The following is an 18061-nucleotide window of genomic DNA, read 5'->3' as shown; positions in this document are numbered from 1 at the left end:
CACCGGATCCGGTGCGGGGCCCCTCCTCGTGCACCGTGTCACCTGGCGACGACCATGGCATCGCGGAGCGCCCTGGTCTTGTCGGCAGCCTGGGACAGGGTGGTGTCCTGGCCGGTGATGTTGCCGCTGCCGTTCAGGTTCACCTTGCTGAAGGTGACCCGGCCGGTGGTGGACCTGTCCGCCCACACGCAGACCGTCGGACCGGGCTTGCCCAGGAGACTGATCACGCCGCAGGAGAGCTTCGCCGAGGAGTTCCTGCTGTCGCGGGCCGGGAAGGCGGTCAGCGGGGTGGTCCAGGTGGTCTCGCCGGTGGTCTTCTTGGCGTCCTCGATGATCTGTCCGGGGTCGTTGAGATCCCCGTAGACGCCGAGCACCGTGAAGGTGTCGAGGTCGGTGCCCCGGCTGTAGCTGGCCGCGATCACGTGGAGGTCCTTGCCGAACTTCGCCGCCTCCGGGTTGTTCGGTTCGACGGTCTTCTCCTCGGCCGACTTCTGGGAGTAGCCGTCCGCGACGCTTTCCGGGGCGGTCATCTTGTACCGGCCGCCCTGGTCGCCGCCGCTGCCGAGGAACTTCCAGGCGGCGAAGCCGCCGCCGCCCAGCACCAGCGCGCCGATCACCAGCCCGATCACCAGGCCGCCCTTGCCCTTCGACTGCGGCGGCGGGTAGCCCGGCTGTCCGTACGGCGCCTGCGGCGGAACGTCGTACGGCTGCGGGGGCGCGCCGTAGGGCTGCGGCGGGCCGTACTGCGGTTGGCCGTACGGGGGCTGGCCGTACTGGGGTTGGCCGTACGGGGGCTGGGGTGCGCCGTAGGGCTGCTGCGGCGGCGGGCCGTACTGCGGCTGGCCCCCGTAGGGCTGCGGCTGTCCCTGCGGGTACTGCTGTCCCTGGCCGTACATCTGCGTCCGTGCTCCCCCGCCGCACCCGCGGCCTGTCGTGATGTCGAGTCGTTCCGTGTACGTCCGGTCCACCGGACGAGTGCCCGGGCACGCTACCGCACGGTGCCCGGCCGGGGTCCGCGGGAGCGCGCCGGGCCCGCGCACCGAAAGGGGTTCGTGACCCACGCCTCCGGTTACGTAAACTGTGCGTCGTGACCGACACGACGAACCAGCGCCCCGTGAGCACCTTTGCCGGGGACGAAGCAGCAACCCTCCCGACGACCTACACCCCCGCGGACGTAGAGGGCGAGCTGTACGAGCGCTGGGTGGACCGTGGCTACTTCACCGCGGACGCGAAGAGCGACAAGCCCGCGTACACCATCGTCATCCCCCCGCCGAACGTCACCGGCGTCCTGCACCTGGGCCACGCCTTCCAGCACACGCTGATGGACGCGCTGACCCGCCGCAAGCGCATGCAGGGCTTCGAGACGCTCTGGCTGCCCGGCATGGACCACGCCGGCATCGCCACCCAGAACAAGGTCGAGCAGCAGCTCGCCGAGGCCGGCCTGTCGCGGCACGACCTGGGCCGGGAGGCCTTCGTCGAGAAGGTCTGGGAGTGGAAGAAGAGCTACGGCGGCCGCATCCTCGGCCAGATGCGCCGCCTCGGCGACGGCGTGGACTGGTCGCGCGAGCGCTTCACCATGGACGAGGGCCTGTCCCAGGCCGTCCAGACCATCTTCAAGCGGCTCTTCGACGACGGCCTGATCTACCGCGCCGAGCGCATCATCAACTGGTGCCCGCGCTGTCTCACCGCGCTGTCCGACATCGAGGTGGAGCACGAGGAGGTGCCGGGCGAGCTGGTCTCGATCCGCTACGGCGAGGGCGACGACTCGATCATCGTCGCCACCACCCGCGCCGAGACGATGCTGGGCGACACCGCGGTGGCCGTCCACCCCGAGGACGAGCGCTACAAGCACCTGATCGGCCGGACCATCAAGCTGCCGCTGACCGACCGTGAGATCCCGGTCGTCGCGGACGAGCACGTCGACCCGGAGTTCGGCACCGGCGCCGTCAAGGTGACGCCCGCGCACGACCCGAACGACTTCGCCATCGGCCAGCGCCACGACCTGCCCAACCTGACCGTCATGGACGAGCGCGGTGCGATCACCGTGCACGGCCCCTTCCTCGGCATGGACCGGCTGGAGGCCCGCTCGGCCGTCGTCGGCGCGCTGCGCGAGCAGGGCCGGATCGTCGCCGAGAAGCGCCCGTACATGCACGCGGTCGGCCACTGCTCGCGCTGCCACACGGTGGTCGAGCCGCGGCTGTCGCTGCAGTGGTGGGTCAAGGTCGAGCCGCTGGCCAAGGCCGCCGGCGATGCCGTCCGCGACGGCAAGGTGGAGATCCACCCGAAGGAGCTGGAGCGCCGCTACTTCGACTGGGTCGACAACATGTACGACTGGTGCATCTCGCGCCAGCTCTGGTGGGGCCACCGGATCCCGGTCTGGTACGGCCCCGAGGGCGAGGTCGTCTGCGTCGGTCCGGACGAGCAGCCGCCGACGGGCGAGGGCTGGGTCCAGGACCCGGACGTCCTGGACACCTGGTTCTCCTCCGGCCTGTGGCCGTTCTCCACGCTCGGCTGGCCGGAGCGGACGCCGGACCTGGAGAAGTTCTACCCGACCGACGTTCTGCTGACCGGCCACGACATCATCTTCTTCTGGGTCGCCCGGATGATGATGTTCGGCCTGTACGCGATGGACGGCGAGGCGCCGTTCAAGACCGTCGCCCTGACCGGTCTGGTGCGCGACGAGTTCGGCAAGAAGATGTCGAAGTCCTCCGGCACCGCCGTGGACCCGCTGGACTGGATGGACGCCTACGGCGCCGACGCCGTCCGCTTCACCCTGGCCCGTGGCGCCAACCCGGGCGCCGACGTGCCGATCGGCGAGGACTGGGTCAAGGGTTCGCGCAACTTCTGCAACAAGATCTGGAACGCGACCCGCTTCGCGCTGATGAACGGCGCCACCGTCGAGGGCCCGCTGCCCGCGCCGGAGGAGCTGACCGCGGTCGACCGCTGGATCCTGTCGCGGCTGAACGCCACCGTCGCCGAGGTGGACGCGCTGTACGACGACTACCAGTTCGCCAAGGCCACGGACGCGCTGTACCACTTCGCCTGGGACGAGGTCTTCGACTGGTACGTCGAGCTCTCCAAGACCACCCTGGCCAAGGGCGGTCCGCAGGCGGACGCCTCGCGCCGGGTGCTGGGCGAGGTCCTGGACGTCACCCTGCGGCTGCTGCACCCGGTCGTCCCGTTCGTCACCGAGGCGCTGTGGACGGCGCTCACCGGCGCCGAGTCGCTGGTCGTCACCGAGTGGCCGAAGGACAGCGGCTACCGCGACGCCGACGCCGAGGCCGAGATCGCTACGCTGCAGCAGGTGGTCACCGAGGTCCGCCGGTTCCGTTCGGACCAGGGCCTCCAGCCCGCGCAGCGCGTTCCGGCCCGGCTGGAGCTGGCCGGCACCGTGCTGGCCGTCCACGAGGACGCGATCCGCTCGCTGCTGCGGCTGACCGCCCCCGAGGAGGGCTTCGCGGCCACCGCCTCGCTGCCGGTGGCCGGTGCCACCGTCGCGCTGGACCTCTCGGGCACCATCGACGTCGCGGCGGAGCGCAAGCGCCTCGCCAAGGACCTCGCGGCCGCCGAGAAGGAGAAGGCCCAGACCACCGCCAAGCTCGGCAACGAGGCGTTCCTCGCCAAGGCACCGGACGAGGTCGTCGCCAAGATCCGGGGCCGCCAGGAGGCCGCCGAGGCCGACATCGCCCGGATCACCGCCCAGCTCGCGGCACTGCCGCAGGGCTGAGCCGCCGGACCCGACTGCAGGGGCCGTACTCCGCGACGCGCGGGGTACGGCCCCTCGGCGTTTTCCTGGACGCTGCTTCCGGGGTCGCTTTCGCTACGCCTAATAGCCCAGCCGCATTGCTCCCTTCCGGCGAATTATCATCCTGCGACCGGGTGGGGTCCTATTCCGAGCGAATTGATTCCGGTCTTGCCCGCGCGCGTTCGCGGAAGTTTGCAGGTCCGCTGTGTACGGTGTGCACGGAGTTTCCGAATGGGCGTTTTTGTCGAGCGTTCCTGCTGAACGACGGACCGGAGGGCATGGCGTGGTGGTGACCGAGGAGTTGGCCGACGAACTGCCTGCCGAGGCGGTCGAGGAGGCCAAGGCCAGGGCGGCGACCCTGCTGCTCGCGTTCCGGCACGGCAACCAGATCGCGTTCGACCACGAGCTGGACCTGCTGTTCGCCGAGCACGCCGAGCGCGAGGTGGCCACCCTGCTCACCTGGATCGCCGCCGAGGCCGTCCGCAAGGCGTACGCCCCCGAGGTCGGTGACAAGGTGCTGCGGGCGATGGCCCGGCGAGCCCCGGCGGACACCGGTGGGGTCGAGGTGGACGAGGAGACCGCGAACGCCGCCCAGCTGATCGAGGCGGTGGCGGCCGGCGAGGTGGCCGAGGTCCGCGGTCTGGTGGCGGCGACCCCGGACACCACCTTCCTGCTCGGCGGTCTGCTGCAGGGCGTCGCGATGATGCTGCCGCTGCTGCCGGAGGGCGAACTGGCCGAGATCACCGCCGAGTTGCGCCGTCGGCGCGGCGGCGCCGCGCACGTGCCGGAGGCCCGGGCCGGGGTCTGAACCCGGCCCGGGCAGTGAAGGGCCACAGCTACGGCATGGCGTGCAGGTGCGAACCGATGGTGCTCGCGACCGGGTTGCCCGCCTTGGTGTCCCAGTTGGTCGACCAGGTCATCGCGCCGCCGATGCCCGGCCACGTGGTGTCCGGCTTGTAGCTGCCGCAGTTGGTGCCGGAGGCCAGGCAGTCCAGCGCGTTGTCGACCGTGCCGGCGGCGACGTACCCGCCGCCCGCGGCGCTGGTGGAGGCCGGCACCCCGAGGCCCACCTGGTCGGGCCGCAGTCCGCCCTTGAGCTGGATGCAGGCCAGCGCGGTGAGGAAGTTCTCGGTGCCCTGCGAGTAGACGTTCCCGTCGCAGCCGTTCATCGCGCCGGAGTTGTAGTACTGCATGTTGACGATGGTGAGGATGTCCTTCACGTTCAGCGCCAGCTTGAAGTACTCCATGCCGGTCGACTGCATGTCGATCGTCTGCGGCGCCATGGTGAGGACGAATCCGCTCCCCGCCTTTGCCGCCAGGGCGTGCAGCGCCTGGCCCATGTAGGTGGAGCTGATGCCGTTCTCCAGGTCGATGTCGATCCCGTCGAAGCCGTAACTCTGCATCAGCGCCCAGGCGGTGCCGGCGAAGTTCGCGGCGGAGGCGGAATCGCCCACCCAGACCGTGCCGTTCTGCCCGCCGACGGAGAGCACCACTCGTTTCCCGGCCGCCCGCTTGGCCGCGATGTCGGCCTTGAACTGGGCGTCGGTGTAGCCGCCGAGGCGGGAGGAGAGGGTCGGGTCGAGGGTGAAGCTCAGGCCACCGCGGGTGGCGGTGGCGTCCGCGAAGGAGACCGCGATGATGTCGTAGGCGGCCGGGACGTCGCTGATCCGCTGGAGGGTGGCGCCGTTGTCGAAGTTCTGCCAGTAGCCGGTGAGGATGTGCTTGGGCAGGCCCGGGGGCCTGGTCGGGGTCGACGTCGCGGTCGGGGTGGGGCTGCCGGTGTCCGTGGCGGTGGCCGTCGGGCTCGGCGAGGCGGTGGCGGTCGGGCTCGGGGACGGCTGCGGTCCGCCGGGCCCGAGCAGCGAGACGTCGTCGGCGGCGAAGGCCGGCTGCCCGTACCAGCCGTGCAGGTAGACGGTGACGCTGGTGGTGTTCGGGCCGGTGGTGAAGCTCGTGCTCAGCTGGGTCCAGCCGGTGCCGGGGGTCCAGGTGCTCGGATCGGTGCCGCCGGTGCCGCGGGCGCCCAGGTAGACGTACGAGCCCTGGACCCAGGAGCTCAGGGTGTACGAGGAGGAGGGCTTCACCGGGACGGTCTGGGTGCACTCGCCGGTGTCGCCCGCGCCCGGGGTGGACTGCAGGGCGTACGCGCCGGAGTGGGTGGTGGTGCTCTGGACCGTGCCGCTCGAACAGGTCCAGCCGGACAGGTTCCCGGTCTCGAAGCCGCCGTTGGTGATCAGGTCGGTGTCGGCGGCGTGGGCGCCGGTACCGCCCGCCAGGACGAGTCCGCCCAGGCCGATGACCAGGGCGCTCGCTCCGGCGAGCAGGGAGTGGACGGCGCGCGGGCGCCGGTGTCGGGCAGGTGGCATGACTCCGTCTCCAGTGGGGGGAGGCCCGGCGGTGCCTCGTGGGGGAGGAACGCCGTCCGGGGTGTCGATGGTGCGCGTGCGGGAGCTACCGACAACTCAAGTCCCGGTCGGGAACGGAGACTTGCCTCACAAGGTGGAGTAGACCAATTAGGCTGTCAAGAGGACCTGGGCGGGCCGCGGCACGGTCGGGTCCGCGTCGGCCCCTTCCGCCTCGGCGATCGCCGCGGTCAGCGCGGCGATCCGGGCCGAGGCCAGGCCGTCGCCGTACGGGCTCGGGGTGGCCGCCAGCCGGGCGAGCCGTTCGGGGGTGTCGGAGAGCCAGGCGCGGGCCAGGGCGCCCAGCTCCTCGCCGGGCTGCACCAGCGCGGCGAAGCCGGCCGCCATCGCCTCCGGGCGCTCGGTGGAGCGGCGCACCACCAGCAGAGGGCGGCCGAGCACGGTGCACTCCTCCTGCACGCCGCCGGAGTCGGAGACCAGCAGCGCCGCGTGGCTCGCCAGGCCCAGGAAGTCGCCGTAGCCGACCGGGCCGGTGACGGCCAGCCGCTCCAGCAGGCCGTCCAGGCCGAAGCGCTCGACGGCGGCCCGGGTGCGCGGGTGCATCGGGAACAGCACCGGGGTGCCGGCCCGGGCGATCCGGTCCAGCTCGGCGAGCACCGCGCCGAGCGCCTCGGCGGTGTCGGTGTTCTCCGGGCGGTGCACGGTGGCCAGCACGTACCCGTCCGGGCTCAGCCCGTGCGCGGCGAGCAGCGCGGTACGGGCGGCCCCGTCCGGCAGCTGACGGCGGACCACCTCGACGACGGTGTTGCCGGTGAGCTCGATCCGGGCCTCGGCCAGCGACTCGGCGCGCAGGTTGGCGACGTTCTCCCCGGTGGCGGCGCAGAGCAGGTCGGAGACGTGGTCGACCATCACCCGGTTGTGCTCCTCGGGCATCGCCCGGTCGAAGCTGCGCAGACCGGCCTCGACGTGGACCAGCGGGACCTCCCGGGCGTTGGCGGCCAGCGCCCCGGCCAGGGTGGCGTTGGTGTCGCCCTGGACGACCACGGCGGCGGGGCGGTCCTCGGCGAAGGCGGCGTCCAGCTGGCCCAGCGACTGGGCGATCTGGCCGGCCCGGGGGCGGCCGCCGACACCGGTGAGCAGCTCGGGCTCGGGCAGGTCGAGGTCGCGCAGGAAGCGGCCGGACATCGCTTCGTCCCAGTGCTGGCCGGTGTGCACCAGCCGGGTGGCGTCGCCGAGCTCGTGGATCAGCGGGGCGAGCTTGACCAGCTCGGGGCGGGTGCCGAGGACGACGGCGACGCTGGACGGGGGCAGGCACATGCTCATGCGGGGACTCCGGTGGGGCGTGGGGCGGAGGGGCGGCGTGAGGGTGGGGCGGCAGGCTCAGGATTCGAGCGCGGTGGGGGCGCCGAGGGTGACCTTCTCGGCGTTGCGGCGGGTCTTGGCCCAGCCGTTGCGGCCGAGCAGCATCCGGATGGCGGCCCGGGTGGCGACCACGAACAGGTGGTAGGCGTAGAGCCAGACCAGGACGCCCCAGAGCAGGCCGGTGAGCCGGCTGCGGTCGGCGTGGACGAGCCGGCGGTAGGCGAAGCCCCAGAGGACCATCGGGAGTGCGGCGAGCACGAAGGCGAGCAGCATCAGCGGGCCGAACCTGAGCTGGAACTCGGCGGTCTCCGCCGGGAAGAGCACCAGACCCGCGCCGGTGATCCCGAGCGAGAGCGGGAAGAGCAGCACCAGCAGCACGCAGACCACCGGCTGGAGGAAGGTGTACAGAACCTCGGCCTTGCCGGACACCGTGTAGTGCGGCGAGCGCAGCACCCGGCCGGTGTAGCGCAGGCACTGCATGTTGCCCTGGGCCCAGCGGGTGCGCTGGGTGAGGAAGCGGCGCAGCGAGATCAGGCCCTCCTGGGAGACCTGGGCCTCGGTGACGTGGGTGAGCCGCCATCCGGCCAGCCGCAGGTCGAGGCCGGACTCGTAGTCCTCCAGCAGGGCGCGCTCCGGCCAGGGGCGGCCGGCCCGGCCCTCCTCGGCGGTCAGCGAGTCGAGGGCGGAGAGCCGGACGAACTGGCCGTTGCCGCCGAGGCCGACGCTGCCGGTGCGGCGGCGCAGCAGCTGCATGCCGGCGTTGTTGGCCTGGAACTCGACGTCCTGCATCCGCACCAGTGCGCGGGCCAGGGCGTTGGCGGCCCGGCCGCGTCCGGGCAGCGGGAGCTCGTCGTCGGCGTTGCGCATCCGGACGCCGATCTGGACGGCGCCGGTGTCGGGACGGCCGAGCGCCTTGACGTTGCAGACCTGGGCGAGGGTGCCCGGATCGAGCTGCCCGTCGGCGTCGACCACGCCGATCACCACCCGGGAGCGGTCGGTGCCCTCGGGCAGCCAGGCGGAGATCTCCCGGTAGGCGGCGTTGAGGGCGGCGCCCTTGCCGATCCGGGCGTGCGGGCGGCGGCGCTGGACCAGGTGGACCCGCGGGTCGCGGGCCACCGCGGCGAGCACCAGCTCGCGGGTGGCGTCCTGGCTGTCATCGTCGATCACCCAGAGGTGGGCCTCGGGCGCGCTGCCCCGCAGGCCGTCCAGGGTCTGGGTGACCACGGCCTCCTCGTCGCGGCAGGGGATCACCAGGTGCCACTGGAAGGCGGCGGGGTCGCCGGGCTCGGCGGGGCGGTTGTGCCGGAAGGCGTGCCGGGAGCCCGCCCAGTACACGAGGAAGCGTCCGAAGACCAGGGTCATGTAGCCGACGAGTGCCAGGGAGATCAGTCCGGCAACCCAGACGACGGCGTCCTGGCGAAGCACGATCCACTCGTGCAGGGCGTCAGGCATGGCGCAATGCTCCTCATGATCAAAGGCTGAAGGCTCCTGTCGGTTGCGAATCGATGCTTCATTGCGGTTCAAATCGCTAAATCGATAGTAAAGGGAGGAAACTAGGTGATCATGGCAAAGAAGGGGCAAAGTGGTCGTTCTCACCCCGTGAGAACGACCCGTCAGGGCTCCGTAGACTGGGGTCGTGAGCGACAAGGCCGACCCGAACCCGTACACCATCCGCCCCGCCGACGGCGGTACCGGCGACGCCCTGCGCGACGCCGAGGTGGAGCTCTCCAAGCGCTGGCCGGAGAACAAGCTGGAGCCCTCGCTCGACCGGATCGAGGCGCTGATGGACATCCTGGGCCAGCCCCAGCGGTCCTTCCCCTCCATCCACGTCACCGGCACCAACGGCAAGACCTCCACCGCCCGGATGATCGAGCAGCTGCTCAACACCTTCGAGCTGCGCACCGGCCGTTACACCAGCCCGCACGTGGAGTCCGTCACCGAGCGGATAAGCCTGGACGGCGCCCCGATCACCCCCGAGCGTTTCGTCGAGGTCTACCGCGACATCGAGCCCTACGTGCAGATGGTCGACGCGGCGCAGCCGGTGCCGATGTCCTTCTTCGAGGTGCTGACCGGCATGGCCTACGCGGCCTTCGCCGACGCCCCGGTGGACGTCGCCGTGGTCGAGGTCGGCATGGGCGGCTCCTGGGACGCCACCAACGTCATCGACGCCGCCGTGGCGGTGATCACCCCGATCGGGCTGGACCACACCGACAAGCTCGGCGAGACCACCGGCGAGATCGCGGTCGAGAAGTCCGGGATCATCAAGTCCGGCTCCGTCGCCGTCGTCGCCCAGCAGCAGCTGGACGCCGCCCAGACCATCCTGCGCCGCGCCGTCGAGGTGGACGCCACGGTCGCCCGCGAGGGCATGGAGTTCGGCGTGATCCGCCGCGAACTCGCCGTCGGCGGCCAGCTGGTGACGCTGCGCGGGCTCGGCGGCGAGGAGTACGAGGACGTCTTCATCCCGCTGCACGGCGAGTACCAGGCGCACAACGCGGCCCTGGCGCTGGCCGCGGTCGAGGCCTTCTTCGGCGTCGGCGGCGCGCGCGGCGGGCAGCTGGACGTGGAGAAGATCCGCCAGGCCTTCTCCGGCGTCTCCTCGCCGGGCCGCCTGGAGGTCGTCCGCCGCAGCCCCACGATCGTCCTGGACGCCGCGCACAACCCGCACGGCGCCCGCGCCACCGTGGCCGCGCTCACCGAGTCCTTCGGCTTCACCCGGCTCGTCGGTGTGATCGGCACCTCCGGGGACAAGGACGTGGCCGGCGTGCTGGAGGCCTTCGAGCCGATCCTGGCCGAGGTCGTCATCACCCAGAACTCCACCCACCGCGCGATGGACGTCGACGCGCTCGCGGCCCTGGCCGTCGAGGTCTTCGGCGAGGACCGCGTCCAGGTCGAGCCCCGGCTCGACGACGCCATCGCCGCCGCCGTCACCCTCGCCGAGGAGGAGGGCGACCTCGGCGGCGCCGGGGTGCTGGTCACCGGTTCGGTCATCACGGTGGGCGAGGCCCGTCTGCTGCTCGGGAGGAAGTGACATGAGGACGCTCTGCTCCTCGACGCTGATCGGCGAAGCGCTGTTGATCATGTTCGCGGCGCTGGTCGCGATGCGGCTCTCCGACGTCTCCAGCGGGGAGATCTGGACGGTCAGCGGCATCGCGATGGCGCTGTGCATCCTGCTCTGCGGCATGATCAACCGCCCTGGTGCGGTGCAGATCGGCTGGGCGCTGCAGATCGGCCTGATCGCCAGCGGCTTCGTCCTGCCGAGCATGTTCGGCCTCGGAGTGGTCTTCGCCGGCCTGTGGTGGTGCTCCGTGCACTACGGCCGCAAGGTGGACGAGTTCAAGGCCGCCCGGGCCGCCGCCGAGGCCGCCGCGGTACAGGTCTGAGGCCCGGACCGGCGGACCGACACGCCGTGTACGCAAGGTAATCTCTGCCTTGTCGGCGCCGCGTGTCGACCCGACTGTCTGCCGAACCGAATCCCCAGGAGACGCACCGTGTCCCAGCGCACTCTCGTCCTGCTCAAGCCCGACGCCGTCCGCCGCGGCCTGGCCGGCGAGATCATCAGCCGCATCGAGCGCAAGGCCGGCTGGCGGTTCGCCGCCATCGAGCTGCGCACCTTCGACCGGGCGACGCTGGAGCAGCACTACGCGGAGCACGTGGGCCGGCCGTTCTACGAGCCGTTGCTGGAGTTCATGACCTCCGGCCCGTCGATCGCGCTGATCGTCGAGGGCGAGGAGGTCGTCAAGGGCATCCGCATGCTGGCCGGCGCCACCAACCCGCTGGAGGCCGGGGCCGGCACCATCCGCGGCGACTACGCAACGATCACCCGCGAGAACCTGATCCACGCCTCTGACTCCCCGGAGTCCGCCGAGCGCGAGATCAAGATCTTCTTCCCCGCGCACGCCTGACCCGGACCGGGCGACACACCCGGCAGGACCAGGGGCGAAGTACCGGGAGGACCGGTGCGGCACACCTGGAGGACGTTCGTACCGCCCCGGTCGGGACCATTGGCCCGGCCGGGGCATTCTTATCGTGAAATAGGGAACTGGGGGCGCCGACACGGCGTCCCAATCCTCGGAGATGCGATCACGCCCCGGACAATGGACGGTATGCCCCACGTCGACGTCCGTACCGCGCGGCGTGACTACGATGGACGCGACTCAAGGGCCCGGTAAGGCAGCTCAGCTGGTCTCCGCCCAAGCGTGGGCGCGCGCATTCGTCCACCCCCCCCATGAACTCCGAGCCCGGGAAGGCACCCACACCCCATGGCGAGCAACCTGTCGTTCATCGGCCGCGACTTGGCGATCGACCTCGGAACAGCCAACACGCTGGTGTACGTCAGGGGCAAGGGCATCGTCCTGAACGAGCCGTCCGTCGTCGCGGTGAACACCAACACCGGCGGGATCCTCGCGGTCGGCTCCGAGGCCAAGAAGATGATCGGCCGCACCCCGGGCAACATCGTCGCCATCCGCCCGCTCAAGGACGGCGTGATCGCCGACTTCGAGATCACCGAGCGGATGCTGCGGTACTTCATCCTCAAGATCCACCGCCGCCGCTACCTGGCCCGCCCCCGCGTCGTGGTCTGCGTGCCCTCCGGCATCACCGGCGTCGAGCGCCGCGCCGTCATCGAGGCCTCCTCGCAGGCCGGCGCCCGCCAGGTGCACATCATCGAGGAGCCGATGGCCGCCGCGATCGGCGCCGGTCTGCCCGTCCACGAGGCCACCGGCAACATGGTCGTCGACATCGGCGGCGGCACCACCGAGGTCGCCGTGATCTCCCTCGGCGGCATCGTCACCGCCCAGTCCATCCGGGTGGCCGGCGACGAGCTGGACAACGCGATCGTCCAGCACATCAAGAAGGAGTACTCGTTGCTCCTGGGCGAGCGCAGCGCCGAGCAGATCAAGATGAGCATCGGCAGCGCCTTCGGCCTGGAGGGCGAGAAGGACGAGCACGCCGAGATCCGCGGCCGCGACCTGGTCAGCGGCCTCCCCAAGACCGTGGTCATCTCCGCCGCCGAGGTCCGCGAGGCCATCGACGAGCCGGTCAACGCGATCATCGACGCGGTCAAGACCACCCTCGACCAGTGCCCGCCCGAGCTGGCCGGCGACGTCATGGACCGGGGCATCGTGCTCACCGGTGGCGGCGCCCTGCTGCGCGGCCTGGACGAGCGGCTGCGCCGCGAGACCGGCATGCCGATCCACATCGCGGAGAACCCGCTCGACTCCGTCGCACTCGGCTCCGGCAAGTGCGTCGAGGAGTTCGAGGCACTCCAGCAGGTACTCGACGCCTCGCCGCGTCGTTGACAGGTCGCCGCACCGCCGGCACCACGCGTCACATCCGACACTCGACCGAACGGGCCGCCACCCGGGCCCCACAGCCCCGGGCGGCGGCCAGGTACGAAGGGGCAGTACCCGCACCGTGAGGGACACACGAGAGAGCCGGCTGCTGCTCATCCTGCTGGTGGCCGTAGCCTTCGCGCTGATCACCGTGGACATCAAGGGCGGTGAGGATTCCCCGCTCGGCCCGGCCCGGCACGCCGCCGCCGGTGTCCTCGGACCCGTCGAGCGCGGAGCCGCCACCGTCGTGGACCCGGTCGCCGACACCGTCCGCGCCATCCGGGACACGGTCACCGACAGCGGCCGCACCGACCAGCTCGCCCGCGAGAACACCGAACTGCGGCAGAAGCTCGCCTCCTCCGACATGGCCACCGGGCGCACCAAGCAGCTGGACGACCTGCTGCGCACCGCCGGCGCCGGCGGATACACCGTCAAGGCCGCCCAGGTCATCGCGATCGGCCCGGCCCAGGGCTTCTCCTGGACCATCACCATCGACGCCGGCAGCGACGACGGCCTCACCCGCGACATGACGGTGATCAACGGTCAGGGCCTGGTCGGCCGGATCACCACCGTCGCCCCGACCACCGCCACCGTGCTGCTCGCCTCCGACCCCGGTTTCTCGGCCGGCACCCGGCTGGAGGGCACCGGCGAGATCGGCTTCGCCTCCGGCGGCGGCGACAGCCCGATGAAGGTCTCCCTGCTCAACGGCAAGGCCCAGGTCAAGGCCGGCGACCGACTGGTCACCTTCGGCTCGCAGAGCGGCCGCCCGTTCGCGCCCGGCGTTCCGATCGGCAAGGTCACCGAGGTCCAGGCCAACGCCGGCCAGCTGACCAAGACGGTCCTGGTCGAGCCCTTCGTCCAGTTCACCCGGCTGGACCTGGTCGGCGTGGTGGTCGTCCCGCCGCGAACCGACCCGCGCGACGCCGTCCTGCCGCCGGCGCCCACCGCGGGCCAGCCGACCGCCGATCCCGGCCAGGCCCCGGCCTCCGCGCCCGCCTCGCCCGCCAAGCCCACTGGGGGGAACTGAGCCATGCGCCTCGCCCGCATCCCCGTCTCCGCCTGCCTCGTCCTGCTCGGCCTCCTCCTCCAGGTCAGCGTGTTCGGCCGGCTCCAGCTCCCGGGAGCCACCCCGGACATACTGCTGCTCGTCGTGGTCGGTCTGGCCATGGTCTACGGGCCGACCGGCGGCTGCCTGGTCGGCTTCGCCGGCGGCCTGCTGGCCGACCTCGCGCCGCCCTCCGACCACGCGATCGGCCGCTACGCACTGGTGCTCTGCCTGATGGGCTACGGCGCCGGGCTGCTGCGCCCGGACCACGGCCGCCAGCGCTCGGTCGCCGGCTCCCTGCTGGTGGTCGGCGCCGCGGCGGCCGCCTCCACCCTGCTCTACGCGATGGTCGGCGCCCTGGTCGGCGACACCGCGGCCCGGCACGTCGGCCTCGGCGGACTGGTGATCAGCGCCCTGCTCTACGACCTGCTGCTGGCGCCCTTCGTGGTGCCGCTGGTGATGTACCTCGGCCGCCGCTTCGGGCGCGACCCGGTGGCCGCCGCGGACGACGACGAGGGCGGCTCCGGCCTGGGCACGCTGGCCCGCTACCGCACCACCCGCGAGGCCTCGACGGGCCCGACGTACAAGAGGCGGCGCGTGCCCGGCTTCGCCCGCCGCCCGTAACCGGACCGGCCCCGACCACCCGACTTCCCCGCATCCTGGAGCGCACGAGACGTGAGCAACATCCCCGAGACCGGCCGCACCCGAAGGGTGACGATCCGTCTGGTGGTGCTGCAGATCCTGGTGCTGTCGCTGCTCGCCACCCTCGGCGGGCGGCTGTGGTACCTGCAGATCCGCAACGCCAAGGAGTACACCGCGAAGGCGACCGGCAACCACATCCGCGAGGTGGTCGAGCCGGCCGTCCGCGGCGAGATCCTGGACGCCTCCGGACGGGTGCTGGCCGGCAACGAGACCCGGCTGGTGGTCTCGGTCAGCCGCACCTCGCTGCTCCAGCAGAAGGACGGCGGCAAGGCGGTGCTGTCCCGGCTGGCCGAGGTGCTGGGGATGCCCGCCAAGGACGTGCAGGAGAAGGTCCGGCTCTGCGACGCCAAGACCCCGCAGCCCTGCTGGAACGGTTCGCCGTACCAGCCGATCCCGGTCACCAAGGAGGCGACCACCCAGCAGGCGATGCAGATAATGGAGCGCCGCGAGGACTTCCCCGGGGTCACCGCGCAGCCCACCGCCGTGCGCCGCTACACCGGCGCCGAGGGCGCCAACCTGGCCCAGGTGCTCGGCTACCTCTCGCCGGTGACCGACGAGGAGGTCAGCAAGACCGCCGGCAAGAGCGGCCTGGACCGCTACCTGCCGGCCGACCAGATCGGGCGGGCCGGCCTGGAGTCGGTGTACGACCGCGACCTGCGCGGCACCGCGGGCATCACCAAGCTGGAGGTGGACAACCTCGGCCGGGTGATCGGCAACGCCGGCGCCGTCGCCCCGCAGACCGGTGACAACCTGGTCACCAGCATCGACGCCCGGGTGCAGAAGGTGGTCGAGGACAACCTGGCGCAGGCCATGGCCGACGCCCGGAACACCTTCGACAAGGTCACCAGCCGCAACTACGAGGCCGACTCCGGGGCCGCCGTCGTGATGGACGTGCACACCGGGCGGATCGTCGCGATGGCGAGCGCCCCGACGTACGACCCGAACCTCTGGGTGGGCGGCATCAGCGGCAAGGACTACCAGTCGCTGACCAGCAAGGAGTCCAACTTCCCGCTGCTGAACCGGGCCATACAGGGTCAGTCCGCCCCCGGTTCCACCTTCAAGGTCGTCTCCACCACCGCCGCCGTGCAGGCCGGCTACTCGCTGGACGGCCACTACGACTGCCCGAAGAGCATGACCATCGGCGGCCGTGAGTTCAAGAACTTCGAGAGCGAGAACTTCGGCCAGATCTCCCTGGAGAAGGCGCTGGAGGTCTCCTGCGACACCGTCTTCTACGGCCTGGCGTACGACCAGTGGATGAAGGACGGCGGCATCAAGCCGAAGAAGGACCCGGGCGACTGGTTCTTCAAGACCGCCCACCAGTTCGGCCTGGGCGCCAAGACCGGCATCGACCTGCCGTCCGAGGTCCCCGGCCGGGTGCCGGACCGGCAGTGGAAGCAGTCCTTCTACGACAACAACAAGGACGCCTGGTGCGCGCAGGGGCAGAAGGGCGGCAACAGCTACTCCGACCAGATCGCCCGGGAGAACTGCGTCGACGGCTACCAGATGCGTGCCGGTGACGCCGTCAACTTCGCGATCGGTCAGGGCGACACCCTCGTCACCCCGGTCCAGATGGCCCGGATCTACTCGGCGCTGGCCAACGGCGGCACCTTCTACCGGCCGACCGTCGCCAAGGCCGTGGTGAGCCCGAGCGGGGACCTCGTCCGCGAGATCGCCCCGCACGAGGACGCCAAGTTCCCCGGCGACCAGAAGCTGCTCAGCTACATCGACCAGGCCACCGAGGGCGTCATCAAGTCCGGTACCGCGGCCTGGAAGTTCAACGGCTGGCCGCAGGACAAGATCGCGCTGCACGCCAAGACCGGCACCGCCGAGGTCGAGGGCAAGCAGACCACCTCCTGGCTGACCACGTACAGCAAGGACTACGCGGTCGTCATGACGATCAGCCAGGGCGGCACCGGCTCCGGCGGTTCCGGTGACGCCATCCGCCGGATCTACCAGGCGCTGTACGGCGTGGACGACAAGGGCGCCATCGACAACACCAAGGCGCTGCTGCCCGCGCCGCAGGCCGAGCTGCCGAAGTTCAACCCGGACGGCACCGCGATCATCAAGCCGGTCTCGTACGGCGCCGCCCCGGCGTCGGGAGCCCAGGCCCCGGCCGTCGCGCCGGCTCCGGCCCTGCTCGACGCGGCCGCGGCGCAGGCGGCCCCCGCGCCGGCCTTCCTCGACCAGGCGCCGCCGGCCGACCGCCCGGCGTCGCACATGGCGGCCGACGCCGCGCTCGAACCCTCACGCGGACCGGGAAGGGGACGGGCATGACCTCCTACGGCTCGTACCGGCAGCTGCGGCTGGCCCCGCAGCGCAGCGGGGTCTCCAAGGCCCTGGCCAAGGACTCCCCGCTCTGGCGGCTCGACTGGATACTGCTGCTCGCCGCGCTGGCCCTCTCGGGCGGCAGCGCGCTGCTGGTCTGGTCGGCCACCCGCGGGCGCGACTCGCTGACCCACGGGGACCCGCAGTACTTCCTGTACCGGCACCTGACCAACTTCGTGGTCGGGCTGGTGCTGTGCGCCGTGGTGATAGCGATAGGGAGCAGGCGCTTCCGCACGATCGTGCCGTTCCTGTACGTCGGCGTGATCCTGCTGCTGCTGGCGACGCTCAGCCCGCTGGGCTCGACCATCAACGGCGCGCACTCGTGGATCCAGCTCGGCGGCGGCTTCTCGGTCCAGCCGGCCGAGTTCGCGAAACTCGCGATCGTGCTGGCGATGGCGGTCGTGCTGTCGGACCAGGTGGACGCCGGGGAGCGGGAGTTCCCCTCGCACCGGGCGGTGTTCCGGGGGCTGCTCTGGGCCGGGCTGCCGATGTGCATCGTGCTGCTGATGCCGGACGCCGGCTCGGTGATGGTGATGGCTGCGATCGTGCTGGGCATCCTGCTCGGCTCCGGCGCGGCGAACCGCTGGGTGCTCGGCCTGCTGGTGGCGGGCACCGCCGGGTGCGTGGCGATCTGGAAGTTCGGGTTGCTGAGCCAGTACCAGATCGACCGCTTCGCCGCCTTCGCCAATCCGCAGCTGGACCCGAACGGCGTCGGCTACAACACCGCGCAGGCCCGGATCGCGATCGGCTCGGGCGGACTGACCGGCAAGGGGCTGTTCCACGGCACCCAGACCGTCGGGCAGTTCGTGCCGGAGCAGCAGACCGACTTCGTGTTCACCGTGGCCGGCGAGGAGCTCGGCTTCGTCGGGGCGCTGGCGATCATCGCGCTGGTCGGCGTGATCCTCTGGCGGGCCTGCCGGATCGCCCGGCAGGCGACCGACCTGTACGGGACGATCGTGGCGGCCGGGATCATCGCCTGGCTGTCCTTCCAGGCCTTCGAGAACATAGGGATGTGCCTGGGCATCATGCCGGTCGCGGGCATCCCGCTGCCGTTCGTCTCGTACGGCGGCTCGTCGATGTTCGCGAACTGGATGGCCATCGGGCTGCTCCAGGCGGTGCGGAGCCAGCGGCCGGTAGGGGCCTGAGCGGGCGCCGCGGCGGGGCCGGTCCGGGACTTCCCGGCCGGCCC

14 protein-coding genes are annotated in these 18061 nt (G+C 71.4%); 10 read left to right on the top strand and 4 right to left on the bottom strand.

The window, feature by feature from the left end:
• Positions 1–38 precede the first annotated feature (38 nt).
• A complete protein-coding gene (locus ACFU7Y_RS20800; RefSeq protein WP_380769205.1) occupies positions 39–896 on the bottom strand; it encodes a hypothetical protein in 858 nt (285 codons plus the stop codon).
• A gap of 191 nt (positions 897–1087) precedes the next feature.
• On the opposite strand from ACFU7Y_RS20800, the gene ACFU7Y_RS20795 reads away from it, so the two are divergent.
• Positions 1088–3727 carry a valine--tRNA ligase gene (locus ACFU7Y_RS20795; RefSeq protein ID WP_380769204.1) on the top strand — a complete coding sequence of 880 codons (2640 nt, stop codon included), beginning with the start codon at positions 1088–1090 and terminating at the stop codon, positions 3725–3727.
• A gap of 301 nt (positions 3728–4028) precedes the next feature.
• Complete coding sequence (locus ACFU7Y_RS20790) at positions 4029–4553, top strand: hypothetical protein (RefSeq protein ID WP_224277480.1); 525 nt, start codon at positions 4029–4031, stop codon at positions 4551–4553.
• Positions 4554–4581: 28 nt separating this feature from the next.
• On the opposite strand, the gene ACFU7Y_RS20785 is transcribed toward ACFU7Y_RS20790, so the two are convergent.
• The 3 genes from ACFU7Y_RS20785 to ACFU7Y_RS20775 all read right to left on the bottom strand — a co-directional run bounded on the left by ACFU7Y_RS20785 (position 4582) and on the right by ACFU7Y_RS20775 (position 8922).
• Entirely contained in the window at positions 4582–6111 is a 1530-nt protein-coding gene (locus ACFU7Y_RS20785; RefSeq protein WP_380769203.1) for a chitinase, read from the bottom strand.
• Positions 6112–6258: 147 nt separating this feature from the next.
• On the bottom strand, positions 6259–7425 hold the full coding sequence (gene wecB, locus ACFU7Y_RS20780) for a non-hydrolyzing UDP-N-acetylglucosamine 2-epimerase (protein ID WP_224277502.1): 1167 nt from the start codon (positions 7423–7425) through the stop codon (positions 6259–6261).
• Between the two features lie 63 nt (positions 7426–7488).
• The gene (locus ACFU7Y_RS20775; RefSeq protein WP_380769201.1) at positions 7489–8922 is read right to left on the bottom strand and encodes a glycosyltransferase family 2 protein; all 1434 of its coding nucleotides are present in this window, start codon (positions 8920–8922) and stop codon (positions 7489–7491) included.
• A 184-nt stretch (positions 8923–9106) separates the two neighbouring features.
• On the opposite strand from ACFU7Y_RS20775, the gene ACFU7Y_RS20770 reads away from it, so the two are divergent.
• The 8 genes from ACFU7Y_RS20770 to rodA all read left to right on the top strand — a co-directional run bounded on the left by ACFU7Y_RS20770 (position 9107) and on the right by rodA (position 18017).
• Entirely contained in the window at positions 9107–10498 is a 1392-nt protein-coding gene (locus tag ACFU7Y_RS20770) for a folylpolyglutamate synthase/dihydrofolate synthase family protein (protein WP_374119932.1), read from the top strand.
• 1 nt (position 10499) lies between these two features.
• Positions 10500–10850, top strand: a complete 351-nt coding sequence (locus tag ACFU7Y_RS20765) for a DUF4233 domain-containing protein (RefSeq protein WP_224277486.1) — start codon at positions 10500–10502, stop codon at positions 10848–10850.
• A gap of 108 nt (positions 10851–10958) precedes the next feature.
• Positions 10959–11372, top strand: a complete 414-nt coding sequence (ndk, locus tag ACFU7Y_RS20760; protein WP_224277488.1) for a nucleoside-diphosphate kinase — start codon at positions 10959–10961, stop codon at positions 11370–11372.
• 369 nt (positions 11373–11741) lie between these two features.
• On the top strand, positions 11742–12767 hold the full coding sequence (locus tag ACFU7Y_RS20755; RefSeq protein WP_308020165.1) for a rod shape-determining protein: 1026 nt from the start codon (positions 11742–11744) through the stop codon (positions 12765–12767).
• A gap of 115 nt (positions 12768–12882) precedes the next feature.
• Positions 12883–13827, top strand: coding sequence for a rod shape-determining protein MreC (gene mreC / locus ACFU7Y_RS20750; RefSeq protein WP_380769200.1), 945 nt, complete (start codon positions 12883–12885; stop codon positions 13825–13827).
• 3 nt (positions 13828–13830) lie between these two features.
• On the top strand, positions 13831–14469 hold the full coding sequence (mreD, locus tag ACFU7Y_RS20745; RefSeq protein ID WP_224277494.1) for a rod shape-determining protein MreD: 639 nt from the start codon (positions 13831–13833) through the stop codon (positions 14467–14469).
• Positions 14470–14520: 51 nt separating this feature from the next.
• A complete protein-coding gene (gene mrdA / locus ACFU7Y_RS20740; RefSeq protein WP_380769199.1) occupies positions 14521–16821 on the top strand; it encodes a penicillin-binding protein 2 in 2301 nt (766 codons plus the stop codon).
• Entirely contained in the window at positions 16818–18017 is a 1200-nt protein-coding gene (rodA, locus tag ACFU7Y_RS20735; RefSeq protein ID WP_224278957.1) for a rod shape-determining protein RodA, read from the top strand. Before mrdA ends, rodA begins: the two co-directional genes overlap by 4 nt.
• The last annotated feature ends 44 nt before the right edge of the window (positions 18018–18061 follow it).

It is taken from the genome of Kitasatospora sp. NPDC057542 (assembly GCF_042801945.1).
Classification (GTDB): Bacteria; Actinomycetota; Actinomycetes; order Streptomycetales; family Streptomycetaceae; genus Kitasatospora.
The sequence above is the reverse complement of the archived record's forward strand: the minus strand, read 5'-3'. Positions and strand labels throughout refer to the sequence as shown.